Here is a 26,058-nt window from a genome sequence, read left to right on the forward strand (position 1 = left end):
CTTTCCTGCAAGGCAGGTCAGCCCATTTCCGTGAGTGGGGGGCGGACCGGCTCAACCTTTGAGGTTGAGCGCGATATTGCACAGGATTTCGAACATGATCGACACGCCGAGGAACGCGGTCGCGCCGCTGTCGTCGAAGGGCGGCGAGACCTCGACCAGGTCGGCGCCAACGATATCAACCCCGTTCAGCATCCGCGCTACCTGCAGCGCCTGGTAGGAATTCGGCCCGCCCACTTCCGGCGTGCCGGTGCCCGGCGCGAAGGCGGGATCGACGAAATCGATGTCGTAGGAAATGTAGGTGGGCGCGCTGCCCACGATTTCCTTGGCTTCCACCATCACGTCCTCGGGGCCGCGGGCGTGGAATTCCTCGATCGGGATGATGCGGATGCCGACGGAATCGGCGAAATCGCGGTCCTCGCTGTCATAGGTGGAACCGCGAATACCGATCTGCACCACGCGCTTGGGGTCCAGCAGGCCTTCTTCCACCGCGCGGCGGAACGGGGTGCCGTGGGTGTATTGCGTGCCGCCGAAGTAATCCTTGAACAGGTCGGTGTGGCTGTCGAAATGGATCATGCCCAAGGGCGCCGCCTTGCCCAGCGAGCGCAGGATCGGCAGCGAGGAGAGGTGGTCGCCACCGGCGGTCAGCGGGATCATCCCCGCCGACAGGACCTGGTCGTAGAAGGTGGTGATCCGGTTCATGCTGTCCATCAGGTCGGCCGGGTTCGGCGGCACGTCGCCCAGATCGGCGCAGTTGATCATCTCGAACGGGCGCACCCCGGTGGCGCCGTTCTGCGCGCGGATCATGGTGGACATGTCGCGCAGCTGGCGCGGGCCGTGGCGCGGGCCGGGGCGGTTGGTGGTGCCGCTGTCCCACGGCACCCCGATGATGCCGACCTGAACGTCGGCGATGCGGGGATCGTCCAGCGTCAGATGCGGCAGGCGCATGAAGCTCGGCACCCCGGCGAAGCGGGGCAGGTCGAACCCGGAAACCGGGTGAAAAAACGGGTCGCTCATCTTGGCATCCTTTGTCATGTCATCACGCTTCCACCGTTCACGCCAAGGCATTGACCGGTGATGAAATTTCCCCCCGCGCCGCACAGGAACACGGCCATCGCGGCGATGTCTTCGGGCTGGCCGAAGCGCGCCAGCGGCGTCGCCATGTCCTTGGCGATTTGTTCGGGCGTCATGCTGGCGGGACTGGTCATGTCGGTTTCGATCGATCCCGGCGCAATCGCGTTGACCAGGATGTTCGGGGCCAGTTCGCGGGCCAGGCTGCGGGTCATCGCGATCACCCCGCCCTTGGAGGCGCTGTAGGCCACCAGGTCTTCGCGGCCCAGAAGGCCCAGGTCGCTGGCGATGTTGACGATCCGCCCGGTATTGGTGCGGCGCACGAATTCGCGGCTGCACAGGAAGCCGCCGCGCAGGTTCACCGCGATCACCCGGTCGAAATCTTCTGCCGTCGTGTCGGCCAAAGGGGCTTCGCGCAGGATGCCCGCATTGTTGATCAGGATATCGGGGGGGCCGAGGGTTTCGCAGACGGTGTCGAACATGTCGATGACCTGCGCCTCGTCGGAGACGTCGGCCTTGATGGCAATCGCCTCGGTCTTTTCGGAAAGCTCGGCCAGCACCTGATCGGCCTGCGCATCGCCGGGATGGCAGATGGCCACCTTGGCCCCGGCCTCGGCCAGCGCGCACGCAATCGCCCGGCCGATTCCGCGCGATGCGCCGGTGACCAGCGCGGTTTTGCCCTGCAGCGTCATGCCATCACCTCGCCGCGGTCGATATTGATCGCCTGCCCGGTGATGTTGGCGCCGCCCATCGAGGCGAGGAACAGGTAGAACCCGGCAATGTCCTGCGGTTCCATCAGCCCGTCGATGGCCTGCGCCGACATGATTTCGGCGGCGACTTCATCCTCGCTGCGGCCGCTGGATTGGGCCAGTTCGCGCAGCGAATTCATCGCAGGCCCGGTCTTGACCCAGCCGGGGCAGACCGCGTTGACGCAGATGCGTCGGGGCCCCAGTTCCTGCGCCCAGGTCCGCACCAGGCCAAGATTGGCGTGTTTGCTGGCGACGTAAGCCGAAAACCCCGGCACCGCGGTGCGCGACCAGATCGAGGCGGTCAGGATGATCCGGCCGCCATCGGCGATGCGGTTCACCAGAGTGTCGGTGACGTTGCGGGTGCCGGTGACGTTGATCGCCATGATCCGCTCGAAGGTCTCATCGCCCTCGGGGTTCTGCCCCGAAAGCGGGGTCGGGCGTTCCAACCCGGCATTGTTCACCAGCACGTCCAGCCGGTCGATATCGGCCAGCGCCCGGGTCACCATGGCCGCATCGGCGATATCGCAGCGGATCGCGCGCACATTGCCGGGAAGGCTGGCTGCGGCGTCATGGATGGCGTCGGTTTCCGACAGGATGGTCAGGTCGGCGCCCGCTTCGGCGAAGGCGGTGGCGACGCCATAACCGATGCCGCTGCTGGCGCCGGTCACCAGAACCGATTTGCCGGTGAAATCGTAGCTGACCGTTCCCGTCATTCCACGCCGCGCCCTTCTTCGCGCATCAGGTGCATCAGGTGGGCTTCCAGATCGCTGTAGCCGTCCAGCTTGACGACCTTTTCCTTGTCGGAAATGCGCTTGCCCTGCTTGAAGCCCGGCACGATCTCTTCCTTCAGCCGCCCCGGGTGGCTCGACAGGAACACGATCTTGTCGGCGAGGAAAATCGCCTCTTCCAGGTCGTGGGTCACGATCACCATGGTGGTGTTGGTTTCCTCGGCGACGTTGACCATCAGTTCCTGCATCAGCCAGCGGGTTTCGGCATCCAGCGCGCCGAAGGGTTCGTCCATCAGCAGAACCTCGGGGCCGTTGGCCAGGGTGCGGGCGATCGCCACCCGCTGGCGCATCCCGCCCGACAGCTGCGACGGGTAGGCATCGGCGAATTTGCCAAGCCCCACCAGGTCGATGAAGCGCTGCGCCCGCTCGGCCCGTTCGGGCGCCGGGACGCCGTTGATCTTCATGCCGAATTCCACGTTCTTGCGGACTGACATCCAGTCGAAGGAGGTATAGGCTTGGAACACCATGCCCCGGTCGCGGCCGGGGCCGTCGACGCTGTGGCCGCCGATCACGATGTCGCCTTCGGTGGGGGTTTCCAGCCCGGCCATCATCCGCAGCACGGTGGACTTGCCACAGCCCGACGGACCCAGCAGGACGCAGATCGAATTCTGTTCGACCTCGAAACTGATGTCCTGCACCGCCTGCACGGTCCGGCCGCGGCCCAGGTCGAACACCTTGGACAGGTTGCGGATTTGAAGCGCGCTCTGCTCGCTCATGTCAGTTTTTCCTCAGATAGGGGAAGGCCCAGCGATGCAGCATCGCGAACAGCATATCGAACAGCAGGCCCAGCACGCCGATCACGATGATGCCGGACAGGATTTCGTCGGTTTTCAGGAACCGCCGCGCCCGCATCATCATCGCGCCGATCCCGGTGGTGGAGGCGACGATTTCCGCGATCACCAGATAGGTCCAGGCCATCGCCAGCATCTGACGCATCGCGACCGTGATATCGGGCAGCACGGCGGGGAAGACGACCTTCAGCACCACGGTCGGGCGCGACGCGCCCAGCGTCAGCGCGGTTTCGACCAATTCCTGGCGGACATTCTTGGTGTGGTCCATCACCAGCGTGATCAGGAAGAAGATCACCCCGATGAACAGCAGCGCCAGCTTGGGCGCCTCGCCGGTGCCGAACCACATCAGCAGGATCGGGATGAAGGACGGCGCCGGCAGATAGCGCCAGGCCGATACGAAGGGGGCGAAGATCGCCTCGATGCTGGGAAAGACGCCCATCATCACGCCCAGCGGCACCGCGACGGCGCAGGCCATGGCGAAGGCGCCGATCACGCGGCTGATCGAGATCAGCACGTCGCTGGCAAAGCCGCGCGAGGCGAACAGGTCCCAGGTGGTGGCGAAAACATCCTGCGGGGCAGGGACCAGCAATGCGTTCACCATCCCGGCGGAGGTCGCGGCGACCCAGATGCCGAAGAAGACCGCCCATATGCCGAGGGCGGAGACGATACGCTGCCGGCTTCCTACCGGTTTGCGCAGCTCGAAAAACCTTTGTGCAGCCACAACGGCCCCTTTCGTGATCTTAAAAGGATTGGCAGGGGCGCGCCGGAAAGCGCGCCCCGAACCGGATTAATCGTGTGCGGTAAGGGCTTGGCGATAGCCGGATTTCACCAGGTCGCCCATCAGCGAACAATCGATGCCCGCGGACGCGTCGACCTTGTTTTCCATCAGGCCCAGCTTGATCCACCAGTCATTGGTCAGCGTGATCGAGTCCGCCATCGAACCGTTGGCCATGCCGAACGGGCCGTCGCCGTCCAGCACGCCGCAGATACGGGCGGATTCATCGAAGTCCATCATGTAGATGCCGCCTTCGAAGCTCTTGCCGTCGGTGCCGATGACGTAACCGATATCTTCTTCCGGCCATTGCAGGAACTCGGCCAGCAGCTTGTTGGTTTCAGCGGTGTGCTGGTTCCAGTAACCCAGACCTTCCCAGCGTGCCTTCAGCACGTCGAGGGCGACATCGCGCTTCTCGGCGATGAAGTTCTTGTTCATGTAAAGTGCGTCCATGAAGATCCCGGTCTTCAGGATCTCCGGCTCGGCGGTGTTGGCGATGCTTTTCGCGCCGGGCTTGGCTTCGAGAACCTTGGAAATCCACGGCTCGTACATGTAGGCGGCGGCCAGGTCATCCGACATCATCGGGCCCACGGCCTCGTCTGCGTTCAGGTTCACCCATTCGACCTGATCGGGGGTGATGCCGACCGAATCCAGCCAGATCCCCATCAGCAGTTGACCGATATAGGCCTGCGGCGCGGCGACTTTCTTGCCCGGCAGGTCGGCCGGTTCGATACCGGGCGACAGGATCACGTGGTCGACGCCGTAGGACGGGTTCAGGAAGGCCACGTTCACCACGTCGGTGCCGCGATCCACGGTCAGGGGGGTGTAATCGGCGGTGCAGCCGTAGACGTCCAACTGACCGGCGGCCAGCGCGGCATGGCCGCCCAGCGGGTCTTCGAAAATGGTGATGTTCAGGTCGTGACCCGGGATCAGGTCCTTCTGGCGGGCGACTTCGAGCATCGCGTAGCCCGGCCAGGATACACAGACGCCGACATTCACGGTGTCGGCCGAGGCGACGCTTGTACCGCCTCCCAGGAGCAGGGCCGCGCCTGCTGCAAGCTTCACGATGGGTCGCATGTTCATTCCTCTCTGATTGGCAATTTGGCTCATTAGATGAATAAAACTGTATCTCGCAAAAATTTTTATTCAATAAAAAAATTTATTGCGCTAAGGTTGTGCCGAAATGAATTGCACTTGAAAAAGGAGGCGAGGTTTGTCGACCCTGCGCGCACGCCAGAAAGAAGATCGCCGGAAACGGATCGTGTCCTCGGCAAAAGCTCTTTTCAAAGAAAAGGGTTACGAGAAGACGACCATCGAAAACATCGCCGAAGCGACGGGGGTTTCCGGTGTCACGGTGCATAATTATTACGGCACCAAGGCGGGGGTCCTGCTGGCTCTGGTGGTGGAAAACGACGAGGCGCTGATCGCGCGTCTGAACGAATCATTGCCCACCGAGGACATCGATCTGGTCGAGTTGGTGGTCTCGTTCGCGCATGTGATCATGGATCACGCGATCACCCATCTGGACAAGGAAATCTGGCGCCAGGTCATCGCGGCGGTCACCACCGAAGCCGGAACGCGGCTGAGCGAGGCCTATTTCAGGCTCGATCAGCAACTGGCCTATGTGCTGGTCAACCGGATCGAGGCGGCGCAGGCGGCGGGCGCGATCCCGGCCAAGGTCGACCCGGTGCATCTGGGCAAGGCGCTGTTCCACCTGCAGAACGCCCGCTTCGTACAGTTCATTTCATCCGACGCGATGTCCCGCGAAGAAATCGAAACCCGTTTGCGCAACGACATGTCCGCGCTGTTTTCCGTGTGTCTCGGGTGAGTCTTGATCCCCGAAAATAGGAGGTACCGATGTTCCTGAACCCGATCCGCTGGCCCGAAGGCAAGGGCTGCGCCGCCTGCGTGACCTTCGATATCGACGCCGATTCCCTGATCCGCGAAGCGCGCCCCGACGATGCCGAGCTGCGGCTGCAGCCGATTTCGATGGGGCGCTACGGGCCGACGGTCGCGGTGCCGCGCATCCTTGACACCTATCGCCGCCTTGGGCTGACCCAGACCTTTTTCATGCCGGCCTGGGTGATGCAGAACTACCCCGACACGGTCGAGGCGATCCTGAAGGACGGGCATGAGATCGGGCATCATTCCTGGATGCACGAGGACCCGATGCAGCATTCGGACGAACGCGAGGCGGAACTGTTCGAACGCGCCTTGGAGGTGCATGTGAAGATGACCGGCCGCAAACCGCGCGGCTATCGCGCGCCGGTCTATTCGATCACGCCGCCGATGCTGGACCGGCTGATCGCGCATGAATTTTTGTACGACAGTTCGATGATGGCCGACGATTTGCCCTACCTGGTCGAACGGCCCGCTGGCGACCTGATCGAAATCCCCGGCCACTGGGGCACCGACGACTGGCCGCCCTTCGCCCATTTCGGAGAAATCGATTACCTGATGCCGGTGCGCGCGCCATCGGACGGCATCCGCGCCTTTGCCGAGGAATTCGACGCCATGCTCGAGGCGGGCGGGTTCTGGATGCCGATCCTGCACCCGTTCCTGACCGGGCGGCTGGCGCGCTGGCGGCATATGGAAAAGCTGCTGGAACGGGCGCTGGACACCGGCGACGTCTGGTTCGCGCCGATGGAAGACATCGCGCGCCACGCTGCTGCCAACCGCGACACCCTGCGGCGCGAGGTGATCGCGCCCTGATCGGGGCTCAAGCGCCGCGCTTGCCCAGTGTGGCGCAGGCGCGGGCGATGACGAGTTCCTCGTTGGTGGGAATGACCATCACCTTCACCGGCGCGTTTTGGCGGCTGATCACCGGCGCGTTGGCGGCGTTGGCGTCATCGTCGATTTCGATCCCGATCCAGTGCAGCCCGTCACAGATGCGTTCGCGGATCAGGCGGGAATTTTCCCCGATCCCGCCGCAGAACACCACGCCGTCCAGTCCCTCCAGCGCCGCCGCCAGCCCGCCCAGTTCGCGCCGGGCGCGGAAGGTGTAATAGGCGATCGCCTGTTGCGCGGCTTCGCTGTCGCTGGCTTCCAGCGTGCGCATGTCGTGACTAATCCCCGACAGGCCAAGCAGGCCGGATTTCTTGTAAAGCAGGGTGATGATCTGCTCGACGCTCAACCCTTCCTGCTGCAGCAGGTAAAGAAGGACGCCAGGGTCGAGCTGTCCGGTACGGGTGCCCATCGGCAACCCGTCCAGCGCCGAAAACCCCATCGAGGACGCCACCGAGCGACCGCCGCGCATCCCGCACATCGACGCGCCATTGCCCAGATGCGCCACCACCACGCGGCCCGCATGCAGGTCGGGCGCGATGCGGGCCAGTTCGCCCGAGATGTAATCGTAGCTCAGCCCATGGAACCCGTAGCGCCGCACGCCCTTGTCGTAATATTCGCGGGGCAGGGCGAAGACGTCGTTGACGAAGGGATGGTGGCGGTGAAAGGCGGTGTCGAAACAGGCCACCTGCACCGCCTTCGGGAAGGCCGCCATCGCCGCACGGACCCCGGCCAGGTTATGCGGCTGGTGCAGCGGGGCGAAGGGCGACAGCTGGGACAGCTTGTCGATGATCCCGGGGGTCAGTACGGCCGGGCCGCTGTGATCCAATCCACCATGCACGACCCGGTGCCCGACCGTGTTGATCTGCGCCACGGGGAAATGATCCAGCAGTGCCTTCAGTGCTGCGGCCAAGGCTTCGTGGTGATCCACCACGCCCTCTGCCGGGATCGCTGCTGCGTCGATCAGCTTTGCCCCCGCCGCATCCTTCAGCGTCAGCGTCGCGTCGCCGCCGACCCGGTCGGCCTTGCCGCTGGCGATCAGCGCGGGATCGTCCGCGCCCAGTTCGAACAGTCCGAATTTCAGCGACGACGACCCGGCGTTCAGCGTCAGCGCATGGGTCATCCCTTGCCCCCGCTCAGCCTCTGGTGATGCAGCGCCGCCACCGCGCAAGACGCAAGCCGCGCCATGTCGTCATCGGCGCGGCTGTTGAGGATGATCGGCACCCGCGCGCCCAGCACCAGCCCGGCGCCCTCGGCATGGCTGATATAGGTCAGCTGCTTGGCCAGCATGTTGCCTGCATCCAGGTTGGGGACCACCAGAACCTCGGCCCGGCCCGCGACCGGCGATTTGATCCCCTTGGTGCGCGCGGCGGCCAGATCGACGGCGTTGTCCATCGCCAGCGGCCCTTCGACCAATCCGCCGGTGATCTGGCCCCGGTCGGCCATTTTCGACAACAGCGCCGCATCGACCGAGGACGGCATGTCGGGGTTCACCGTTTCCACCGCCGACAGCACGCCGACCTTCGGTTCCTCGATCCCCAGTGACAGGGCCAGGTCGATGGCGTTCTGGCAGATATCCATCTTGGTCTTCAGGTCCGGCGCGATGTTGATCGCCGCATCGGTGACCAGCAAGGGATGCGACAGCCCTGGCACATCCATCACGAAGACATGGGTGAACCGGCGCCCGGCGCGCAATCCCGTTTCCTTGTCCAGGGCCGGGCGCAGCAGGTCATCGGTATGCAGATGCCCCTTCATCAGCGCCTGCGCGCGGCCCTCGTTGACAAGTTGCACGCACAGCCGCGCGGCGTCGCGGTGGTTCGGGGCGTCGATCACCTCGACCCCGTCCAGCAACCGGCCCATTTCCGCCGCAACGGCGCGGATCTTTTCCGCGTCGCCCACCAGGATCGGGTCGATGATCGTGTGCTGATGCGCCAACAAAGCGCCACCCAGCGAATTGGGCTCGTCGGGGCAGACCACGGCGGTTTTCAGCGCCGGCAAGGGTTCGGCCCGCGCCAGCAGCTTTTCGAAGTGGCGGTGGCGCTGCACGATCAGCCCGGGCAGGTCGTGGGTGTCGTAATGCAGCTTGTGATCGGGGGCTTCGATGCAGGCGGTGCCCTCGACCAGCTTCGCGCCGTCGGCGATCCGTTCGATGGTGGTGTCCATCACCACCCGCCGGGTCGCCGGATCGGCGGATTTCACCGTCACCCGGGCGCAAAGTTCTTCGCCCGCATGGGCGTGACCGAGGAATTTCAGGTCCTGGCTGTGATAGAGCGATCCCGCTCCGGGCAGGATATTGCCTAAAACGGCGGAAATCAGAGATCCCAGGAACATCCCCGGCGCCAGCGCTTCGTTCTGACCGTCGCCATCGCCATCCTGATCGAACAGGTGCATTGGGTTGTGATTGCCCGACACGTTGGCAAAGACGATCAGGTCGTCCTGGGTGACCAGGCGGCGAATCTCGGCACTGTCGCCGGGCGAGAGTTCTTCGAATGTCTTGTTTTCAATACGCATCTGTTTCGGCTCATTGTTTCCGTACCGAACTGGCACAGGCGGTTATCAGGACTATGACAGGCGCGCCGGAGGCAGGCAAAGCCTGTCTGATATGAGAGAGCGAAAAGATGCGACATAAACCTTTTAAACCTTATGTATGGTATACCGTGGGATACCCAGTCCTGTCCGCTGATATACGCATCGCGAATGATCATCCGGAAGGGGCAAATAGGAATATGTAATATGTCAATTAAAATAATGTTTTACAGACAAACTCTGTTTTGCGTATGGTTCTAAAAAAGCGGTGCCTACTCGGTTGGGTTGAGCGCCTAAAAGGGCAGTGTTGCGTGAAAGCGCGTAAGCGGGAGACAGCGATATCAGTTTAGATTGCTTCTTTTTAAAGGATTCCGATCTGACCTTTGTCGCTGGCAATTCGCCATTTGCCAAACTGATCGGACTGAGGACAGCAGGGCAGATTGCCGGGCTGAGTAACGGTGACATTCCGCGGCGGGATATCGCGGAATTCGAAGCAGAACACGATCGCCGGGTCGTCGACACCCGGCAGCCGGTCAGGAATGTCGATTTCGAACTGACCGTGACGCAGGGAATCCATGCGATCTTCAAGGTCAGCAAGGTTCCGATCTTCGACGCAGACGGAAATTTCGACGGGATTCTGACCAATTACAAGGATATCTCGGCCGAAAAGGGCTATCGCAGCAAATTCTACCGTGTGTTGCGGGAATTGCAGATCATCGAAACGGTGGCCAGCATCGCCAACAGCGCCGATAATTCGGACGAGGCATTCGAAAAATCCATCACGATCATGGCCAAGTATATGAATTGGCCGATCGGGTCTTTGGTGCGGGTGCGCAAGGATGGCGAAAAGGTTTCGCTGGTGCCGACCGGGCATATCTATATCTCGGACGAGGAAAAGTTCGGCTATTTCCGCGAATTGACCCAGGGGAAGGTTTTCGAACAAGACGCCGGATTGCTGGGCATGTGCTATGACCGCGGCGTGCCGCAATGGTTCGAAAACATCTATGAACTCGGCGATCTGGTCATCCAGCGCGATATGGGAAAGCGGGTCCTGTTTTCGGCGCTCATCGTGCCGGTCTATGTCGGAACCGAAATCGTCGCCATGCTGGAATTCTATTCCGACCAGATCGAACCGCGCGATATTTACAAATTCGACCTGATGCACCGGCTGGGGGTGCAGCTGGGCCGCGTCGCCGAACGCGAAAAGACCGCCGAGGCGCTGTTGCAAAAACGCGCCGCCGAGGCGGCGAATGCCGCGAAATCGGTGTTCCTGGCCAATATGAGCCACGAAATCCGAACTCCGATGAACGGCGTTCTGGGGATGATCGAATTGCTGGGCCGCAGCGATCTGAACGATCAGCAGATGCGGATGCTCGACACGATCCGGGATTCTTCTTTCTTCCTGCTGGGGATCATCGACGACATCCTAGACGCCGCCAAGATCGAGGCGGGGCAGCTGAAGATCGAAAAGACCGATTTCGTGCTGCTTGAAGCGATCGAAAACACCGCCGAAACGCTGGCGGTGCAGGCGCAGAACAGCAATGTCAAATTCGTCATCGGGGTGGAGCCGGGCCTGCCGGAACTGGTGCGCAGCGATCCGATCCGGCTGCGGCAGATCCTGCTGAACCTGCTCAGCAACGCGATCAAGTTTTCCAAGCGCGAAGAGGGCGCCCAGGGCTTTGTCGAGCTCAATATCGCCCCGGTCAAAGGGCGCGACGAGGTCTGCCTGCGGGTGCGCGACGACGGCATCGGTATGTCCGCGGAAACGCTGGAGCGGATTTTCAAACCCTTCCAGCAGGGCGAGGATTCGACCACCCGCCGCTTCGGCGGCACCGGGCTGGGCCTGGTGATCGTGCAAAGCCTGGTCAAGCTCCTGGGCGGCACGATGGAGGTGGAAAGCGCGCCGGGGCAGGGATCGACCTTCACCGTCACCCTGCCGATGGAACCGGTCAAAGGGGCCGGATCGCTGTCGCTGAGCCCGATCGATGGCGTCCACCTGGTGATGATGGATACCCTGCTGAATGCCAGCAGCAGCACGCGGAATTTCCTGGAACAGCGCGCCGGAAGCCTGAAAATGGTGCCGGATCAGGCCGAATTGGCCAGGATCGCCGAAACGGCGACGAAGGACACGGTGATCTTCCTGTCCTTCCCGACCCAGGAAGAAAGTGCCGCGGTGGAAGGGACGCTGCGCCAGGTCAATCCCGACTGCAAGGTGATCCTGCTCGACGCGACCCGCGAACGGACCAAGGGGCTGGTCAACGACTCGCTTTACGTGTCCTACCGCTTTCCGATCCATGTCAGCGACATCCTGCGCGGGGCGGCGCTGCTGACCGGGCGGATCGAAAAACCGCGCCGCCCCGCGGATCAGGTTACCAACCCGCTGCTGGCGGCAGAAGGCAACGGCGCGCCGGTTCTGATCGTGGACGATAACGAACTGAACCTGGTCGTGCTGTCGAAACAGATGGAATTGCTGGGCTATAGCTGCGAAACGGCGGTGAACGGGATTGATGCCTTCGAGAAATGGAAATCCGGCCAGCATCGCATGGTGCTGACCGATTGCCAGATGCCCGAGGCGGACGGGTTCGAACTGGCCCGCAACATCCGCGCCTTCGAGGCGCAGAATGGCCTGCCGCCGGTGCCGGTGATAGCGATTTCCGCCAGCGCCCTGGTGGAAGAGGCCAAGCGCAGCGTCGAGGTGGGAATGAACGATTACCTGACCAAGCCGGTGCAGCTGCAGGATCTCAAGCGGGTTCTGGACAAGTGGGGCATGAATTTCACGCCCCAACAGGAAAGGGCCCTGTAATGCGGCTGGCTTTCGTCACCATGGTCTGGCGCGATTACTGGCTGCTGGACAAATGGGTGCAGCACAACGCGCAATATGTCGACCGAAGCAGCCTTTACGTGATCAATCACGGCGGCGATCCGAAGATCCACGACATCGCCCAGGGCTGCAACGTGATCGACATCCCGCGCGACGAGGTGACGATGGATCTGACCCGGCGCCGGTGGGACCTGCTGGGCGGGATCACCAACGGGTTGCTGGCCTTCTACGACCGGGTGGTCTGCACCGATGTGGACGAATTGATCGTCTGCCTGGGGCAGGGCGGTTTGCTGGATCACCTGGAAAAAAGCACCGCCGACACCCTGGCGCTGTCGCCGATCGGGTTGAACCTGATGCCTGTGGGCGAGGGCGACGTGAAGGACGGCGTGCTGAAGGTCTATCCGCAAGCCCGGCTCAGCGCGAAATACACCAAGCCCTGCATCGTGCGCGACCGCGCGATCTGGACCGTGGGTGGGCATGGGCTGCAGCGGGGCAGGTTCACCATCGATCCCGAGTTGCTGCTGTTCCACCTGCATTACGTGACGCCCGATTACACCGAACGGATGGAGGAGCGGCGCCAGATCGTGGAACAGTCGCGGGCGCATCAGGCCGAAACCCAGGATGGGCCGGAACCGGGCAAGCGCTATTGGATCAACTGGTCGCAATCGGAAATGATCCGCGACAAGGAACTGGGCCTTTTTGAGCAATCGCAGGAGCTGCCGGTCGAGGGCGGCTTCGGGAAGGCCGCCGAATTGCTGCGCGCCGCGATCCGAACCGAAGGCAAGAAGACGGTGGTCGATCACGCGGCGATGAACAATCCGCCCTACAAGATCACGGTGCCCGAAACCCTGCGCCATCTGCTGTGACGCGGGGCGCGCGCCCGCGGCCAAGCCCCCGAAATACCCTGTTTGCGCTGCGAAAGCGGTGAAAATCGGCCATATTTGAATGCGATCCTGCCCGTTGGCAAAGACGAGGCACAAGATGCATTTCCATCCGCAAGACCCGCTGCAGGCCCGCCATGGCCGGTTGTTCGAACTGATCCGACAGGAAAACCTGTCCAGCAAGAACCGCCGAAGACATGGCGAGGCGCCGCTTCACATTCCCCAGGCAATGGCGCTGTGCCGTGCGGCAGGTCAAAGCCTGCGCCCGGTGACATCAGCGGGGATTGGGCGGGAAAAGGCGCTTCGAAGCGCCTTGTGAAAGCGCCTTCGAAGGCGGTTGGGACGCGATTCCGAAATCGCGTCAAACCCGTTGCAATGGGTTTGTGCCGATCACTCTTCCTCGTCGTCCTTCCGGCCGCCCCGGAACCCGGTGGCGATGACGAATTTTTCCGAACTGTCCGACCGCGATGCGGGCGGCTTCATGTTCACCACCTTGGTGAATTTCTGCTTCAGCAGCTTCTGCAGCTCGCCCTCGGCGCCACCGGCCAGGACCTTGGCCACGAAAGTGCCGCCTTCTTCCAGCACGTCGAAGGCGAAATAGGCCGCCGCCTCGCACAAAGCGATGATGCGCAAATGGTCGGTCTGCTTGTGCCCAGAAGAGGCCGCCGCCATGTCCGACATCACCACGTCGGCCTTGCCTCCCAGCCATTCCTTGACCTTGATGTCGGCGTCGTCTTCCATGAAATCCAGCTGGTGGGTTTCCGCCCCGGCGATCGGTTCGACCTCCTGCAGGTCGACGCCGAGGATGGTGCCGATCTTCTTGCCCTTCTTTTCGCCAAGCGCGTTGACGCGCTTTACCGCCACCTGGCACCAGCCGCCGGGGGCGCAGCCCAAGTCGACCACCCGCGCGCCGGGCACGAGGAAGCGGAACTTGTCGTCGATCTCAAGGATCTTGAAGGCGGCGCGGCCGCGATAGCCTTCGGCCTGGGCGCGTTTCACATAGGGGTCGTTGAGCTGGCGCTGCAGCCACAGCGTCGAGCTGAGCTTGCGCCCGCGCGCGGTCTTTACCTTGACCGTCAGATCGCGCTGTCCGCGCCCCGATGTGTTCTTCTTGCCTGGTTTCTTCGCCATTGCAGTATCTCCGTCACCCCGGGTTTCCGATAAATCCGGGGCGGTAAAATCGCGGTCTCAGATAGTCTCAGAACGGCCCGTCTTCAAGCACGCCGTCGGCGCTCATCTGGGCATAAAGCAGTCCTTCGCGCAGGCCGCGGTCGGCCACCGACAGCCGGTCGGTCGGCCAGCAGCGCAGCAAGGCCTGCAGAATCGCCGCGCCCGACATGATCAGCGCCTGCCGGTCCTGGCCGATGCGCGGGTCGCGCCGGCGCCCCTGCGGGCCCAGCATCAGGTAGTTGCGGATCACCTTGTCGATCTGGTCCGAGGTCATCCGCAGCCCGTCCACCTTGGTCCGGTCATAGCGTTTCAGCCCCAGGTGCGACGCGGCCACCGTGGTGACGGTGCCGCTGGTGCCGACGATCTGGAACCCTTCGCGGGCCTGATCCTTGGCGTAGGGGGCGAATTCCGACAGGTTTTCCTCGAAGAACCAGCTCATCAGCGCGAAGCGGGCGGAATCGTCGGTCACGTCGCGGAACTGATCGCGCAGCGTCGCCACACCCAGCGGCACGCTGATCCAGTCCACCACCTTGGCGGCGGGGAAGGGGCTGTCGCTGGGGTGGAACCCGGCATGCAGCCGCATGATCGCGCGCGGCCGGTCACGCATCGGCACCGAGGTCAGGTCGATCCAGACCAGTTCGGTCGACCCGCCGCCGATATCCACGACCAGCAACTGTTCGGTCTTGGTCGACACCAGCGGCGCGCAGGAAATAACCGCCAGCCGGGCTTCTTCCTCGGGTTGGATGATTTCCAGCTGCAGCCCGGTTTCGCGTTTCACACGGCGGATGAAGTCGCGCGAATTCTTCGCCCTCCGACAGGCTTCGGTCGCCACCAGCCGCATATGCTTGACCTTGTGGCGTTTCAGCTTCTGCTGGCAGATGCGCAGGGCCTGGATGGTGCGCGTCATCGACGCCCGGCTCAACCGGCCGGTCGATTCCAATCCCGCGCCAAGCTGGACGGATTTGGAAAAACTGTCGACGACATGGAACTGGCTGCCCTTTGGCTGGGCAATCAGCATGCGGCAACTATTTGTCCCCAGATCCAGCGCGGCATAAAGCTCGGCGGTATCTGGCGGTTTCGGCGCGGGGCTCTCAACCGGTTTCGGGAATGCGCCCGCACCTCTGGGACGCTTGGGCGCCATGACTACACGCCCTCCATTTCGAGTTACCCCTAAGGTAGTGACATCTTTGCCGCTGCGCAAGCGCCGCTGTCGGGAATCTGCGTTTGGCCCCGGGCCCGGGCCCATTTGGTCGTTCCCCGCTGCGGGAATGTCGAAATCCGTCCTCTTGTCGCAAATCGCCCGGTTTAAGCATGGGACAGGAGAACAGAGGAATCAGACCGACCATGCCCGATGTGACCATAGTTTACTGGCGCGATATCCCGGCGCAGGTGATCGTCGGGAAGGGCCGCCGCGGCGCCAAGAAACCGCTGGCCGAACGGTTCGAACAGGCCATCGACCGCGCCGCGATGAAGGTTGGGGCGTCGGATACCGACGCTTACCTCGCCGAATGGCGCAAGGCCGCGCCTTACGCGGTCGAAGGCGATCCGGTTGAGGTGGCCGAGGCTGAGGCGGCGCGGTTGGAGGCCGAATTCGACGCCGCCCGACTGAAGGCGCTGATCGACAACGAAGGATGGGACCGGGCGTGAGCCTGAGTGACAAGGTAAAGGAGGCCGTGATGGCATTGCTGAATTTCCGCAGACGCGACGAGGAGCAGGCGCCGGTGAATGCCCAGGTGGAAGCCTTCCTGCAGGGTTATTCGATCGAGGTGATGCCGCGCACGGCCGCCAAGGTCGACGATTTCCGCGATCTGCTGCCCGAGGGCACCCGCGTCTACATCGCCCATATCGACGGCACCCCGATCGAGGAAATGGTCACGACCGCCGCGCGCTTGGCGCGGGACGGGTTCAACGTGATGCCGCATTTTCCGGCCCGGATCATCAAGGACGCCTCGACCTTGCACGACTGGATCGCCCGCTATCAGGGCGAAGCGGGGGTTAAACAGGGGCTCCTGCTGGCCGGTGGCGTGGCTGAACCGGTCGGCGATTTCCACTGCTCGATGCAGCTGCTGGAAACCGGGTTGTTCGACAAGGCCGGGTTCGACCGGCTGCACGTGGCGGGGCATCCCGAGGGCAATCGCGACATTGACCCCAATGGCGGCGACGAACAGGTGATGCAGGCGCTGCGCTGGAAACAGGCGTTCAACGAACGCACCGACGCGCAAATGGCGTTGGCGACGCAATTCTGTTTCGAAGCGCAACCGATCATCGACTGGGCCAACCGTCTGAGCGCCGAGGGCATCCACCTGCCGATCCATATCGGCATCGCCGGTCCTGCAAAACTGCAGACCCTGATCAAATTCGCCGTGGCCTGCGGCGTCGGTCCCTCGCTGAAGGTTTTGCAAAAACGCGCGATGGACGTGACCAAACTGGTGCTGCCCTACGAGCCGACCGAGGTGGTGGCGGAACTGGCCGCGCACAAGGCGGCGAACCCGGATTTCAACATCGAACATGTCCATTTCTTCCCGTTGGGCGGCATCAAGGCCAACGCCAACTGGGCCATCGAACAGGGCGGCGCCGCGGCGCGTCCCGCCAGCCAGCAAGGATAACCAAATGACCCGCACCATCGTTGAATCGAAAACCAAGACCGCCGTGATCGGCTTCGATCAGCCCTTCTGCGTGATCGGCGAGCGGATCAATCCCACCGGCCGCAAGAAACTGGCCGCCGAGTTGGAAGCGGGCGATTATTCCACCGTCGAAAAGGACGCGCTGGCGCAGGTCGCCGCCGGGGCCAATATCCTCGATATCAACGCGGGCGTGGTCTACAACTCCAACCCCAACCCGAATGAAACCGAACCGCCGCTGATGCGCAGCATCATCGAGCTGGTGCAGGGGCTGGTCGACGTGCCGCTGTGCATCGACAGTTCGGTCCCCGCCGCGCTGGAGGCCGGTCTGGAAGCCTGCGAAGGGCGGCCCTTGCTGAATTCGGTCACCGGCGAGGAGGAGCGGCTGGAATTCGTGCTGCCGCTGGTGAAGAAATACAACGTGCCGGTGGTGGCGATTTCCAACGACGATACCGGCATTTCCGAAGACCCCGACGTGCGCTTTGCGGTGGCGAAGAAGATCGTCGAACGCGCCGCCGATTTCGGCATCCCGGCACATGACATCGTGGTCGATCCTTTGGTGATGCCCATCGGCGCGATGGCGACGGCGGGCAACCAGGTGTTTGCACTGGTCCGGCGGTTGCGCGAGGAGCTGGGCGTCAACACCACCTGCGGCGCGTCGAACATTTCCTTCGGCCTGCCCAATCGGCACGGCATCAACAACGCCTTCCTGCCGATGGCGATGGGGGCGGGGATGACCAGCGCGATCATGAACCCTGTCGCCTTGCCGGTGACCCAGACCAAGATCGCCGAGAAGAAGGCTTTGGTGGAAGCGGCCGGGATCATCCTGCCCGCCGATATGGACGACGAAAGCTTCGTGCAGATGTTCGGCCTTGGATCGACCTTGCCACGCGCCGGGTCGGAGATGGAAGCGATCCGCGCAGCCAACCTGCTGACCGACAACGATCCGCACGGTGCCGACTGGATCAGGACGAACAAAGCGCCCGACGCCGCAGGCGCCGAAGGTCGCGGCCGCCGCGCCGGGGGCCGTCGCCGCCGCGCTTGAGGCAAATCGGGAGCGATGCTAAGCCCCTTCGCAGAGCGAGGGGGCTTTCACATATGAAGAGCCCGGAACAAGGGGGCGGGCCATGCAAATGCTGGTGGGCGATCTGGGGGCAAGCAACAGCCGCTTTGCGCTGGTGCAGGGCGGGAAACTGGACCCGTCGAGTTTTCGCAGCTTCCCCAACAGCGGTTACGACGATCCGGCGGACCTGTTGCAGCTCTATCTGGACCAGAGCGGCGCAACGCCTCCCGAGGCTATCTGTCTTGGCGTTGCGGGCCCGGTGATCGACGGTGCCGCGCGGTTCACCAATCGCGATTGGCAGCTATCGGAACAAGCGCTGAAACAGCGTTTCGGGTTCCGTACCGCGATCCTGCTGAACGATCTGCAGGCGATGGGTTATGCGCTGGCCGATCTGCCGCCCGGTTGCCTCACGCCGGTCCTGCCGGGCGAGGGCAGGCCCGACGCGGCGCGCATGGTGGTCGCGCCCGGCACCGGGTTGAACATCGCGGTGTTGCGCCCGGGAATGCCGGTCGCGCCGTCGGAAAGCGGCCATGTCGCCCTGTCGGCGACCACGGGGCGGGAACTCGAGTTCCTGGATGCCCTAAGCGGCGATTTCCCCATCGTTCCGGTCGAGGCGGCGCTGTCGGGGCCGGGCATCGCGCGGCTCTATCGCTTTGCCGGCGGCAACCCGGATGTGCCGCCCGCCGAAATCCTGACACGCGCCGGGGCAGGGGGCGATGATGCCGCGACCCAGGCCATCGGCATGTTCGGCCGCTTCCTGGGCCGCTATTGCGCCGATATGGCGCTGACGCATATGCCGATGGGTGGGCTGTTTCTGACCGGAAGCGTCGGGGTGGCGATTGCGCCTTACCTGGCCGCGACCGAATTCGCCGGGCAATTCCATCGCGCCGGGCCGTATCGTGCGATCCTCGAAAGCATCCCGGTTTCTGCGGTCGACGATCCGATGATCGGCCTGCGCGGCTGCGCGGTGCGGTTGCGAACCTAGGATCAGACCAGGTTCAGGTCCCGCGCGATCATCGCGGCATGGGTGCGGTTGCGGGCGTTCAGCTTGCGGCTCAGCGTCTTGACATGCAGCTTGACCGTCACTTCCTGCACATCAAGGTCGCGGGCGATTTCCTTGTTCGCCTTGCCCTCGCAGATGCCGCGCAGCACGTCCATTTCGCGCGGGGTCAGGTGCGGGCTGTCGCTTTCGTCCTGATCCGATTCGAGGAAATGCTGCGGCGCATAAATGCCGCCGCCCAGCAGATGGCGCACCGCCGAGATCAGGGTTTCCGGCGCGATCGTCTTGGGCAAGAACCCTTTCGCCCCCGAGGCCAGCGCACGGCGCGCCACATCGGGGCTGGCGGTGCCGGAAATCAGCGCCACCGGGCGGCCGTCATTGGCCTCGATCGTGCGCAGCAATCCCTCGGGCAGGGTCATCCCCGGCATGGTGAAATCCAGCAAAACAAGATCATAAGCGCCGTTTTTCACGATCAGGGACAGCGTTTCATCCAGATCGGCGGCCTGATCCACGCGGATTTCCCCGGCGTCGCGGATATAGGCGGCAAGCGTTTCCCGAACGAGATCGTGGTCGTCCGCGATCAGAATTTTGTTCATCAGGAAAGGCTCCACCGGATTCTGCTTGGGTGCTTTTTTAATCGTTTTGGTTGTGCGTCGGGATCACGCATTCGGGCGTGACAAAATCACTATATAATAAAACCTATACAGCAGGATAGGGCAGTGGACGACTTTCCTCAATTTAGCCAGATTGCGCCGCGAGGCCGGAGGGGAAATCGCCATGAAACGTATCTTTTCAACTGTTTTGGTTCTGGGACTGGCAGGAATCGGCACGGGGCAATTCGCCCGTGCGGAAACCGCGACCGAAAACAGCCCGGTCACGGCGCAGCTGCAGCAAACCGTGCTGGAAGCGCAGTTTGGCGAAGACACCGACCAGGCCCCTGTTCAGCTTTCGCTGGCCGATCTGCAGAACCTGCCGCGCTCCGGGTTCCGTACCACGACGATCTGGACCGAGGGGGAACAGCATTTCGAAGGTGTCTGGTTGAAGGACCTCATCGATCACCTGGGGTTCGAGGATGGCATCGTCGAGCTGAGCGCCCTGAACGAATACATGATCGAAATCGACACCGCCGAGATCGCAGACAGCGAGGCGCTGGTCGCCTATATGCGCAATGGCGAACTGATGTCGGTGCGTGACAAGGGGCCGCTTTGGCTGGTCTTCCCCTATGACAGCGATCCGAAATTCCGGACCGAAACCACTTATGCCCACAGCATTTGGCAGTTGGATCGCATCGTCCATTTGAAATAACCTGGGAGACGGGTTATTCCGGAATCCGTGGCGACGCGGAGCCCGGAAACAAATGGGATAGGGGGCGATGCGCGCGAGCTGGAAGGAAACTCGCCCGGTACGGTTGGTCCAGATCGTTCTGCTGTGCCTGGGGATCACGGTTGCCCTGATCCTGTCGCTGCAACTTTGGACCTTGTCGGCGCGCAAGATCCAGGAGCTGCAAAGTTCGCGCATCGACAATATCGTCTGGACCACCAGTCAGCTTGAAGTCGAATATCTGCAGCTCGAACTCAGCCTGAAGGACGCTCGGTTCGGCACCGGCGACCCGGCCGCGGCCGCAGACAGCGTAAGGCGACGTTTCAACGTCTATTACACCCGGATCGAAACGCTGCTTGCCAGCCCGCTGTACCGCTCGGCGTTCGAGGAAACCAATGGGCTGGAGATGCTTGGCGCGCTGAAGGAGCGCAACGACAGGCTCGCGCCGATGATCGACGCCCCAGACGCCGAACTGATCGCCAATGCCGGCCCCCTGTTGGAGGCGCTGACGGGTATCGCAAGGGACGTCCGCCACGTGTCGTCGCAGGGCGCGATCGTCGGGTCGGTCAAGGGCGAAAAGGCGCGCGAGGAAGTCGGCGACATCATGCTGCGGCTGTCGGTTGTGACGGCGGTGCTGATGGTGCTTCTGACGATGCTGGCGGGGCTGTTTTTCCGGCTCAGCCAGCAAAACGCGCGGCGCGCCCGCAAACACCGCTCCACCTCTGTCCGGCTGGCCGAGGTGTTGGGCACCACGCCCGATGCGCTGATCGTCACCGATGGCGACGGCCGGATCGACGATTGCAATGCCGCGGCGGCGCATCTGCTGAAGCTAGACGGCGAAAAGGTCATCGGCCGGACCTTCCTGACGAACCTGCTGGATCAGGCCGGCAATGTGGTGCCGTTGCCCTTCGTCACGACCGGGCGGGTGTCGGCGCTGGAACTCGATCTCAGCGCCGCCGATGGAACCATCGTGCCGGTCGAGGTGTCGCAAGGCGTGGCCGAGGTCGGAACCGACCGGTTCTATGTCTATTTCCTGCGCGATATCAGCGAACGGCAGAAGGCCGCGCGCGCGCTAGAGGAATCGCGCGACAAGGCGCTGGCCGGGCAGCGGGCGAAATCGCGCTTCCTCGCGGTGATGAGCCACGAGATGCGCACGCCGCTGAACGGCATCCTCGGCCTGGTCGAACTGCTGCGCGGCAACGGGACGCGCAGCCAGAAGGATACCGATCATTACCTCGACCTGCTGCAGCATTCCGGCCAGACCCTGCTGAACCACGTCAACGACGTTCTCGATATCGCCCATCTGGAGGCGGACGGGGTCACCCTGTCCGAAGCCCCGTTCGACTTCGAGGCGATGATGGAACGGCTGATGGCGCCGATGCAGGTCGCGGCGGAAAGGCGCGGCAACCGGTTGAACCTTGAAACCGTGCCCGACCGGCTGGGCTGGTTCATCGGCGATGAACAGCGGCTGTATCAGGTGCTGATGAACCTCGTCGGCAACGCGGTGAAATACACCGAAAACGGCGAGGTCAACGTCACCGTCACCACGACGGACCGGCCGGGCGGCGAAAAGGTCAGCCTGGAAGTGCAGGTGCAGGATACCGGCGTCGGCATCGCCGAAGAGGAACGCGACCGGATCTTCGAGGATTTCATCCGCATCGAGGATAACAGCCGCGCCCGCAAGGAAGGCACCGGACTGGGCCTGGGGATCGCGCAGCGCATCGTCGAGGCGATGGGCGGCGAGATCGGTGTCGAAAGCATCCCCGGCGAGGGCAGCATCTTCTGGTTCCATGTCGATCTGATTCCGGCGCAAATGACGGCGCCGGTGCGCAAGGAGGAAGACCCCGGCCTGGAGCGTCCGGTGAAGGGGCTGTCGGTCCTGGTGGTCGAGGATATCGCGACCAACCGTTTCGTGCTGCGCGAATTGCTGGAACGCGACGGCAACACCGTGACCGAGGCGGTCAATGGCGAAAAGGGGGTCGCGGCGGCGCAGGGCACCCGGTTCGACGTGATCCTGATGGATATCAACATGCCGGTGATGGGCGGGATCGAGGCGACCCGGCTGATCCGGCAGGGCGGCGCGTCGCGCGACAGCCGAATCGTCGCCGTCACCGCCCATGTGTTCGAACAGGACAAGGCGCTGTTTCGCGAAGCGGGCATGGATGCGGTGGTGTCGAAACCGGTCAGCCGCAAAAGCATCCGCGCGGTGCTGAACGGCGATGGCGAGGTGGTGGCCGAACCGCGCAAGACTGAACTGCTGGACAAGGTCCACCTGTCGCAGCTGCTGCGCAACCTGAGCCCGGACCGGGCCGACAGGCTGGTTTCGGGCTTTCTCGACGAGGCGCCGGAGGTTCTGACCGCGCTTGAGGATGCCGATTGGGACGACGCGGGCAACATTTCCCAACGCGTCCACGCGCTGTCCGGGGCGGCGGCGATCATCGGCGCGCATCGATTCCGCAACGCGCTGGTAAGGTTGGAAGACAGCCTGAACAACGAACAGCCGCAGGATCTCAGGGGCTGGGCCCAGTTGCTGGAAGCGCTGTGGCAGGAAACCCGCGGCGCGCTGCAGGATTTCCTCTGGGCGCACGAGCAGGGCAAGGAAGGCTAGACGCAACCGCCTGGGCGGCGTCCAGCAACCGCCTGGGGGCGGTTGAATGGGCTCATTCTTGGGAAAGAATGGCGGAGAGACAGGGATTCGAACCCTGGGTGGGCTTGCACCCACAACGGTTTTCGAGACCGCCCCGTTCGACCACTCCGGCACCTCTCCGCGGGGGTCTGTGGGAGGTGCGTTTAATGGGTCTTTTGACGGGTGGCAAGGGCGTTTCATACGAATTGTGAAACTTTTTCAGAGAGCTGCCGGCAGGGCCGGGAAACACGCCCTTATATGCCCGCGCTTGAGCCGTACCGGCAGCTGCGCTAGATAGTATTACCTGATTTGTTATTTTGTCGAATTTGCCCGGTTTCCGGATGGCGCGCATCCGGCCACTGCGCATCGGGCCCAGATTGTTGGGAGGTTGTATGCGCCATTTCCTGTTCACACTCGGTTTGCTGGTTCTCACCGTGCAATCGGCCGCGGCGGCGACGCGGGCGGAAATCGACAACCTGTTCGGCCTGCTGCGGATCGACGAGATGCTGCAGGTGATGCGCGACGAGGGCATCGACTATGGCGACAACCTGGCCGACGACATGCTGCCCGGCGGCACCGGGCCCGGCTGGCAGGCCATCGTCCAGCGCATCCATGACACCGAAAAGATGGGCGCGGTGTTGCGCGCCAGCTTCGACGACAGTTTCACCGGCGCCGATGCGGCGCCGCTGCTGGAATTCTTCGGCAGCGACAGCGGCCAGCGCATCGTCGGGCTGGAGCTGGAGGCGCGGCGCGCCTTCCTGGATGCCGATTTCAGCGACGCCGCGCTGGAAAACTTCCGGACACAGGAAGAACCCTATGAACCGCACCTAGCCGCCATCGATCGCTTCATCGCGGTCAACGACCTGATCGAATACAACGTGTCAGGGGCGCTGAACGCCAATTACATGTTCTTTCTGGGCCTCGCCGAGGGCGGCGCGATCAATCTGAGCGAAGAGGACATGCTGCGCGAGGTCTGGGCGACCGAGGAGGGCACCCGCACCGATACCCGCGAATGGATCTACGCCTATCTGATGACCGCCTATGACCCGCTGAGCGTGGCCGAGATCGACGCCTATGCGGCGCTGTCGGAAACCGGTCCGGGACAGGCGCTGAACCAGGCGCTGTTCGCCGGGTTCGATGAGATGTACAAGATGATTTCGCTGTCGCTGGGCCTGGCGCTGGCGCGGCAGATGCAGGGGGAATCGCTGTGATCCCGGAAAATGCCGGGATTTCCAGTGAAATGCCTTGACTTATGGGCACGATCCGACAATAAGCGCGCATCTCGGGCAGGGTTTTCTCTGCCCGTTGTTATTGTAATGACAGTCTGACAAGACGCGCAGTTCGCGGTGGCCTCGGCCTCTAACGCCCCGGAAGGGGGACCACAGAACGCGGTAAAACGAAGGAAAAGCAAATGTTTGCGGTCCTCAAAACCGGCGGCAAGCAGTACAAGGTTCAGGCGGGCGATGTGCTCCGCGTTGAAAAGCTGGCTGCCGACGCAGGTGAAAAAATCCAATTCAACGAAGTTCTGATGCTGGGCGGCGACACTCTGGTCGTTGGTGCTCCGCTGGTCGAAGACGCTGCCGTTCAGGCCGAAGTCGTCGATCAGATCAAGGGCGAAAAGCTGATCCACTTCGTCAAGCGCCGTCGTAAGCACAGCTCGAAGCGCACCAAGGGTCACCGTCAGCAGCTGACGCTGATCAAGATCACCGACATCCTGGCCTCGGGCGCAGGCAAGTCGGGCGTCAAGGCAGCCGCCGGCGCAGGTTCGGTCGCAGCAGCTCCGGCAGCCGCAGCCAAGCCCGCAGCGAAGGCAGCAGCCCCCGCAGCCGCGGCAGGCGACGATCTGACCGCCATCACCGGTGTCGGCCCCGCCGCCGCCAAGAAGCTGGTCGAAGCCGGCATCACCACTTACGCACAGCTGGCCGCTGTTGACGTCGATTCCGCTGACGTCAAAGTGAAACCCGAATGGGTTGAACAGGCCAAAGAACTGGCTAAGTAACGCAGGTAAAGGAGACACCAGATGGCACACAAGAAAGCTGGCGGTTCATCCCGTAACGGTCGCGACTCAGCCGGTCGCCGCCTTGGCGTGAAACTCTATGGTGGCCAAGCGGCCATCCCGGGCAACATCATCGTGCGTCAGCGCGGCACCAAGTGGTGGCCGGGCGAAAACGTTGGCATGGGCAAAGATCACACCATCTTTGCGACCGTCGAAGGCAAGGTAACTTTCCACAAGGGCCTCAAGGGCCGTACCTTCATTTCGGTCCTGCCAGTCGCGGAGGCAGCCGAGTAAGCCGATCGTTTCACGAAACGAAATAGGGGGATCGGCTGAAAAGCCGGTCCCTTTTTCCGTTTTAGGTTCCTATGGCTGAAAGGTTTTCCGCTTGGGTCGCGTGTTTTCGCCGATCCTGCAGCCCATTTTGTTTTGTTCGCACTATTGCCATCAGATTGACATCCCGCAGGTCTATCCTGCCGGTCCACCCGCAGGAGGAGACGGGTTTCGGTCGGAATTCTTCGGGAAAATATTCGGAGGAGTATGTTCATGATGCTCGAGACTGTGCCGCAGCAAGCGGCGATTGAAACGGACCGGTTCGATCTGCGCCCACTGCGCAAATCGGACAAGGGAATGATCGAACTGCACGGCGGCGATCTGCGCGTGTCGCGCTTCACCCGCTCGATCCCGCACCCGCTGCCGCCGGGCGCCGCCGAGGCGTTCATCGCCCGCGCGCTCACAGAGGACCGCAACGAAGACGTCTGGGCAATCGACGGCACCAAGTCGCAGGGCAGCGAACTGATGGGAATCGTGTCGCTGGAACACATGGACCGCGACCAGTCGCAGATCGGCTACTGGGTGGCGCCGCCGCATTGGAATACCGGCATCGCGTCCGAGGCGGTCACCGCCCTGATCGAGGCCAATCCGCAAGGCAACAAGACGCTGTTCGCCGAAGTGTTCCAGGACAACGCGGCCTCGGCCCGGGTGCTGACCAATTGCGGCTTCGAATATCTGGGGGATGCGGAAACCTTTTCCGTGGCGCGCAACGCAACGGTTGCGACCTGGACCTATAGCAAACGTCTGTAACG

General features: G+C 62.9%; 25 protein-coding genes and 1 tRNA gene. 14 read left to right on the top strand and 12 right to left on the bottom strand.

The genetic code is table 11. The annotated features are described in order from the left end of the window. Positions 1 to 51: 51 nt before the first annotated feature. The 6 genes from speB to GR167_RS00750 form a co-directional block, all read right to left on the bottom strand. The gene (speB, locus tag GR167_RS00725) at positions 52 to 1,014 is read right to left on the bottom strand and encodes an agmatinase (RefSeq protein WP_160971526.1); all 963 of its coding nucleotides are present in this window, start codon (positions 1,012 to 1,014) and stop codon (positions 52 to 54) included. Positions 1,015 to 1,028: 14 nt separating this feature from the next. Continuing rightward, positions 1,029 to 1,760: an SDR family NAD(P)-dependent oxidoreductase gene (locus tag GR167_RS00730; RefSeq protein ID WP_160971527.1), complete on the bottom strand. Its 732-nt coding sequence runs from the start codon at positions 1,758 to 1,760 to the stop codon at positions 1,029 to 1,031. Then, on the bottom strand, positions 1,757 to 2,530 hold the full coding sequence (locus GR167_RS00735) for an SDR family NAD(P)-dependent oxidoreductase (protein WP_160971528.1): 774 nt from the start codon (positions 2,528 to 2,530) through the stop codon (positions 1,757 to 1,759). The genes GR167_RS00730 and GR167_RS00735 overlap by 4 nt, the downstream gene beginning before the upstream one ends. After that, on the bottom strand, positions 2,527 to 3,321 hold the full coding sequence (locus tag GR167_RS00740) for an ABC transporter ATP-binding protein (protein ID WP_160971529.1): 795 nt from the start codon (positions 3,319 to 3,321) through the stop codon (positions 2,527 to 2,529). Before GR167_RS00740 ends, GR167_RS00735 begins: the two co-directional genes overlap by 4 nt. Before the next feature lies 1 nt (position 3,322). Then, positions 3,323 to 4,117 carry an ABC transporter permease gene (locus GR167_RS00745; RefSeq protein ID WP_160971530.1) on the bottom strand — a complete coding sequence of 265 codons (795 nt, stop codon included), beginning with the start codon at positions 4,115 to 4,117 and terminating at the stop codon, positions 3,323 to 3,325. A 66-nt stretch (positions 4,118 to 4,183) separates the two neighbouring features. Continuing rightward, complete coding sequence (locus tag GR167_RS00750) at positions 4,184 to 5,251, bottom strand: ABC transporter substrate-binding protein (protein WP_160971531.1); 1,068 nt, start codon at positions 5,249 to 5,251, stop codon at positions 4,184 to 4,186. A gap of 130 nt (positions 5,252 to 5,381) precedes the next feature. On the opposite strand from GR167_RS00750, the gene GR167_RS00755 reads away from it, so the two are divergent. Continuing rightward, complete coding sequence (locus tag GR167_RS00755) at positions 5,382 to 5,996, top strand: TetR/AcrR family transcriptional regulator (RefSeq protein ID WP_160971532.1); 615 nt, start codon at positions 5,382 to 5,384, stop codon at positions 5,994 to 5,996. Between the two features lie 29 nt (positions 5,997 to 6,025). Beyond that, a complete protein-coding gene (locus GR167_RS00760) occupies positions 6,026 to 6,880 on the top strand; it encodes a polysaccharide deacetylase family protein (RefSeq protein ID WP_160971533.1) in 855 nt (284 codons plus the stop codon). A 7-nt stretch (positions 6,881 to 6,887) separates the two neighbouring features. Here the strand turns inward: GR167_RS00760 and GR167_RS00765 are convergent, their stop codons facing one another. Both GR167_RS00765 and GR167_RS00770 read right to left on the bottom strand, forming a co-directional pair. Then, the gene (locus GR167_RS00765; protein WP_160971534.1) at positions 6,888 to 8,075 is read right to left on the bottom strand and encodes an acetate/propionate family kinase; all 1,188 of its coding nucleotides are present in this window, start codon (positions 8,073 to 8,075) and stop codon (positions 6,888 to 6,890) included. Beyond that, positions 8,072 to 9,463 carry a bifunctional enoyl-CoA hydratase/phosphate acetyltransferase gene (locus GR167_RS00770; RefSeq protein WP_160971535.1) on the bottom strand — a complete coding sequence of 464 codons (1,392 nt, stop codon included), beginning with the start codon at positions 9,461 to 9,463 and terminating at the stop codon, positions 8,072 to 8,074. Before GR167_RS00770 ends, GR167_RS00765 begins: the two co-directional genes overlap by 4 nt. A gap of 391 nt (positions 9,464 to 9,854) precedes the next feature. Between GR167_RS00770 and GR167_RS00780 the strand changes: the two genes are divergently transcribed. Next, a complete protein-coding gene (locus GR167_RS00780; protein ID WP_235915812.1) occupies positions 9,855 to 12,281 on the top strand; it encodes a hybrid sensor histidine kinase/response regulator in 2,427 nt (808 codons plus the stop codon). Continuing rightward, positions 12,281 to 13,165 carry a hypothetical protein gene (locus GR167_RS00785; protein WP_160971538.1) on the top strand — a complete coding sequence of 295 codons (885 nt, stop codon included), beginning with the start codon at positions 12,281 to 12,283 and terminating at the stop codon, positions 13,163 to 13,165. The genes GR167_RS00780 and GR167_RS00785 overlap by 1 nt, the downstream gene beginning before the upstream one ends. 405 nt (positions 13,166 to 13,570) lie before the next feature. On the opposite strand, the gene GR167_RS00790 is transcribed toward GR167_RS00785, so the two are convergent. Next, the gene (locus tag GR167_RS00790; RefSeq protein WP_160971539.1) at positions 13,571 to 14,311 is read right to left on the bottom strand and encodes an RlmE family RNA methyltransferase; all 741 of its coding nucleotides are present in this window, start codon (positions 14,309 to 14,311) and stop codon (positions 13,571 to 13,573) included. 67 nt (positions 14,312 to 14,378) lie between these two features. Then, a complete protein-coding gene (locus tag GR167_RS00795; RefSeq protein ID WP_160971540.1) occupies positions 14,379 to 15,491 on the bottom strand; it encodes a Ppx/GppA phosphatase family protein in 1,113 nt (370 codons plus the stop codon). Positions 15,492 to 15,694: 203 nt separating this feature from the next. Between GR167_RS00795 and GR167_RS00800 the strand changes: the two genes are divergently transcribed. The 4 genes from GR167_RS00800 (at position 15,695) to GR167_RS00815 (ending at position 19,019) form a co-directional block, all read left to right on the top strand. Then, entirely contained in the window at positions 15,695 to 15,997 is a 303-nt protein-coding gene (locus GR167_RS00800; RefSeq protein ID WP_160971541.1) for a virulence factor, read from the top strand. Positions 15,998 to 16,026: 29 nt separating this feature from the next. Further along, the gene (locus tag GR167_RS00805; RefSeq protein ID WP_160971542.1) at positions 16,027 to 16,956 is read left to right on the top strand and encodes a methylenetetrahydrofolate reductase; all 930 of its coding nucleotides are present in this window, start codon (positions 16,027 to 16,029) and stop codon (positions 16,954 to 16,956) included. 4 nt (positions 16,957 to 16,960) lie between these two features. Continuing rightward, a complete protein-coding gene (locus GR167_RS00810) occupies positions 16,961 to 18,016 on the top strand; it encodes a methyltetrahydrofolate cobalamin methyltransferase (protein WP_160971543.1) in 1,056 nt (351 codons plus the stop codon). An 82-nt stretch (positions 18,017 to 18,098) separates the two neighbouring features. Further along, a complete protein-coding gene (locus tag GR167_RS00815) occupies positions 18,099 to 19,019 on the top strand; it encodes a glucokinase (RefSeq protein WP_160971544.1) in 921 nt (306 codons plus the stop codon). A 2-nt stretch (positions 19,020 to 19,021) separates the two neighbouring features. Here GR167_RS00815 and GR167_RS00820 read toward each other — a convergent pair whose 3' ends face one another. Then, positions 19,022 to 19,630, bottom strand: a complete 609-nt coding sequence (locus tag GR167_RS00820) for a response regulator (protein ID WP_160971545.1) — start codon at positions 19,628 to 19,630, stop codon at positions 19,022 to 19,024. A gap of 181 nt (positions 19,631 to 19,811) precedes the next feature. Here GR167_RS00820 and GR167_RS00825 point away from each other — a divergent pair, with 181 nt between their 5' ends. Together GR167_RS00825 and GR167_RS00830 are read left to right on the top strand one after the other, a co-directional pair. After that, positions 19,812 to 20,339 carry a putative pterin-binding protein gene (locus tag GR167_RS00825; protein ID WP_160971546.1) on the top strand — a complete coding sequence of 176 codons (528 nt, stop codon included), beginning with the start codon at positions 19,812 to 19,814 and terminating at the stop codon, positions 20,337 to 20,339. Positions 20,340 to 20,406: 67 nt separating this feature from the next. Further along, positions 20,407 to 22,962, top strand: coding sequence for a hybrid sensor histidine kinase/response regulator (locus GR167_RS00830; protein WP_160971547.1), 2,556 nt, complete (start codon positions 20,407 to 20,409; stop codon positions 22,960 to 22,962). A 69-nt stretch (positions 22,963 to 23,031) separates the two neighbouring features. On the opposite strand, the gene GR167_RS00835 is transcribed toward GR167_RS00830, so the two are convergent. Further along, positions 23,032 to 23,121, bottom strand: a tRNA-Ser gene (locus GR167_RS00835). Positions 23,122 to 23,372: 251 nt separating this feature from the next. Here GR167_RS00835 and GR167_RS00840 point away from each other — a divergent pair. The 4 genes from GR167_RS00840 to GR167_RS00855 all read left to right on the top strand — a co-directional run bounded on the left by GR167_RS00840 (position 23,373) and on the right by GR167_RS00855 (position 26,056). Then, on the top strand, positions 23,373 to 24,191 hold the full coding sequence (locus GR167_RS00840; protein ID WP_160971548.1) for a DUF2059 domain-containing protein: 819 nt from the start codon (positions 23,373 to 23,375) through the stop codon (positions 24,189 to 24,191). 200 nt (positions 24,192 to 24,391) lie between these two features. Further along, positions 24,392 to 24,979 (top strand): 50S ribosomal protein L21, encoded by a 588-nt coding sequence (locus GR167_RS00845; RefSeq protein ID WP_160971549.1) that lies wholly within the window; start codon positions 24,392 to 24,394, stop codon positions 24,977 to 24,979. Between the two features lie 21 nt (positions 24,980 to 25,000). After that, positions 25,001 to 25,270: a 50S ribosomal protein L27 gene (gene rpmA / locus GR167_RS00850; RefSeq protein WP_160971550.1), complete on the top strand. Its 270-nt coding sequence runs from the start codon at positions 25,001 to 25,003 to the stop codon at positions 25,268 to 25,270. Positions 25,271 to 25,519: 249 nt separating this feature from the next. After that, entirely contained in the window at positions 25,520 to 26,056 is a 537-nt protein-coding gene (locus GR167_RS00855; protein WP_160971551.1) for a GNAT family N-acetyltransferase, read from the top strand. Positions 26,057 to 26,058 lie beyond the last annotated feature (2 nt).

Origin of the sequence: Thalassovita mangrovi, assembly GCF_009857745.1 — a bacterium.
Lineage (GTDB): Bacteria > Pseudomonadota > Alphaproteobacteria > Rhodobacterales > Rhodobacteraceae > Thalassobius > Thalassobius mangrovi.

Excerpts from the sequence above, each read along its gene's own strand:
- speB (WP_160971526.1), bottom strand. The coding sequence starts at position 1,014 with ATGAGCGACCCGTTTTTTCACCCGGTTTCCGGGTTCGACCTGCCCCGC.
- GR167_RS00730 (WP_160971527.1), bottom strand. The coding sequence starts at position 1,760 with ATGACGCTGCAGGGCAAAACCGCGCTGGTCACCGGCGCATCGCGCGGA.
- GR167_RS00735 (WP_160971528.1), bottom strand. The coding sequence starts at position 2,530 with ATGACGGGAACGGTCAGCTACGATTTCACCGGCAAATCGGTTCTGGTG.
- GR167_RS00740 (WP_160971529.1), bottom strand. The coding sequence starts at position 3,321 with ATGAGCGAGCAGAGCGCGCTTCAAATCCGCAACCTGTCCAAGGTGTTC.
- GR167_RS00750 (WP_160971531.1), bottom strand. The coding sequence starts at position 5,251 with ATGAACATGCGACCCATCGTGAAGCTTGCAGCAGGCGCGGCCCTGCTC.
- GR167_RS00760 (WP_160971533.1), top strand. The coding sequence starts at position 6,026 with ATGTTCCTGAACCCGATCCGCTGGCCCGAAGGCAAGGGCTGCGCCGCC.
- GR167_RS00765 (WP_160971534.1), bottom strand. The coding sequence starts at position 8,075 with ATGACCCATGCGCTGACGCTGAACGCCGGGTCGTCGTCGCTGAAATTC.
- GR167_RS00770 (WP_160971535.1), bottom strand. The coding sequence starts at position 9,463 with ATGCGTATTGAAAACAAGACATTCGAAGAACTCTCGCCCGGCGACAGT.
- GR167_RS00785 (WP_160971538.1), top strand. The coding sequence starts at position 12,281 with ATGCGGCTGGCTTTCGTCACCATGGTCTGGCGCGATTACTGGCTGCTG.
- GR167_RS00790 (WP_160971539.1), bottom strand. The coding sequence starts at position 14,311 with ATGGCGAAGAAACCAGGCAAGAAGAACACATCGGGGCGCGGACAGCGC.
- GR167_RS00795 (WP_160971540.1), bottom strand. The coding sequence starts at position 15,491 with ATGGCGCCCAAGCGTCCCAGAGGTGCGGGCGCATTCCCGAAACCGGTT.
- GR167_RS00800 (WP_160971541.1), top strand. The coding sequence starts at position 15,695 with ATGCCCGATGTGACCATAGTTTACTGGCGCGATATCCCGGCGCAGGTG.
- GR167_RS00805 (WP_160971542.1), top strand. The coding sequence starts at position 16,027 with ATGGCATTGCTGAATTTCCGCAGACGCGACGAGGAGCAGGCGCCGGTG.
- GR167_RS00810 (WP_160971543.1), top strand. The coding sequence starts at position 16,961 with ATGACCCGCACCATCGTTGAATCGAAAACCAAGACCGCCGTGATCGGC.
- GR167_RS00815 (WP_160971544.1), top strand. The coding sequence starts at position 18,099 with ATGCAAATGCTGGTGGGCGATCTGGGGGCAAGCAACAGCCGCTTTGCG.
- GR167_RS00820 (WP_160971545.1), bottom strand. The coding sequence starts at position 19,630 with ATGAACAAAATTCTGATCGCGGACGACCACGATCTCGTTCGGGAAACG.
- GR167_RS00825 (WP_160971546.1), top strand. The coding sequence starts at position 19,812 with ATGAAACGTATCTTTTCAACTGTTTTGGTTCTGGGACTGGCAGGAATC.
- GR167_RS00830 (WP_160971547.1), top strand. The coding sequence starts at position 20,407 with ATGCGCGCGAGCTGGAAGGAAACTCGCCCGGTACGGTTGGTCCAGATC.
- GR167_RS00840 (WP_160971548.1), top strand. The coding sequence starts at position 23,373 with ATGCGCCATTTCCTGTTCACACTCGGTTTGCTGGTTCTCACCGTGCAA.
- GR167_RS00845 (WP_160971549.1), top strand. The coding sequence starts at position 24,392 with ATGTTTGCGGTCCTCAAAACCGGCGGCAAGCAGTACAAGGTTCAGGCG.
- rpmA (WP_160971550.1), top strand. The coding sequence starts at position 25,001 with ATGGCACACAAGAAAGCTGGCGGTTCATCCCGTAACGGTCGCGACTCA.
- GR167_RS00855 (WP_160971551.1), top strand. The coding sequence starts at position 25,520 with ATGATGCTCGAGACTGTGCCGCAGCAAGCGGCGATTGAAACGGACCGG.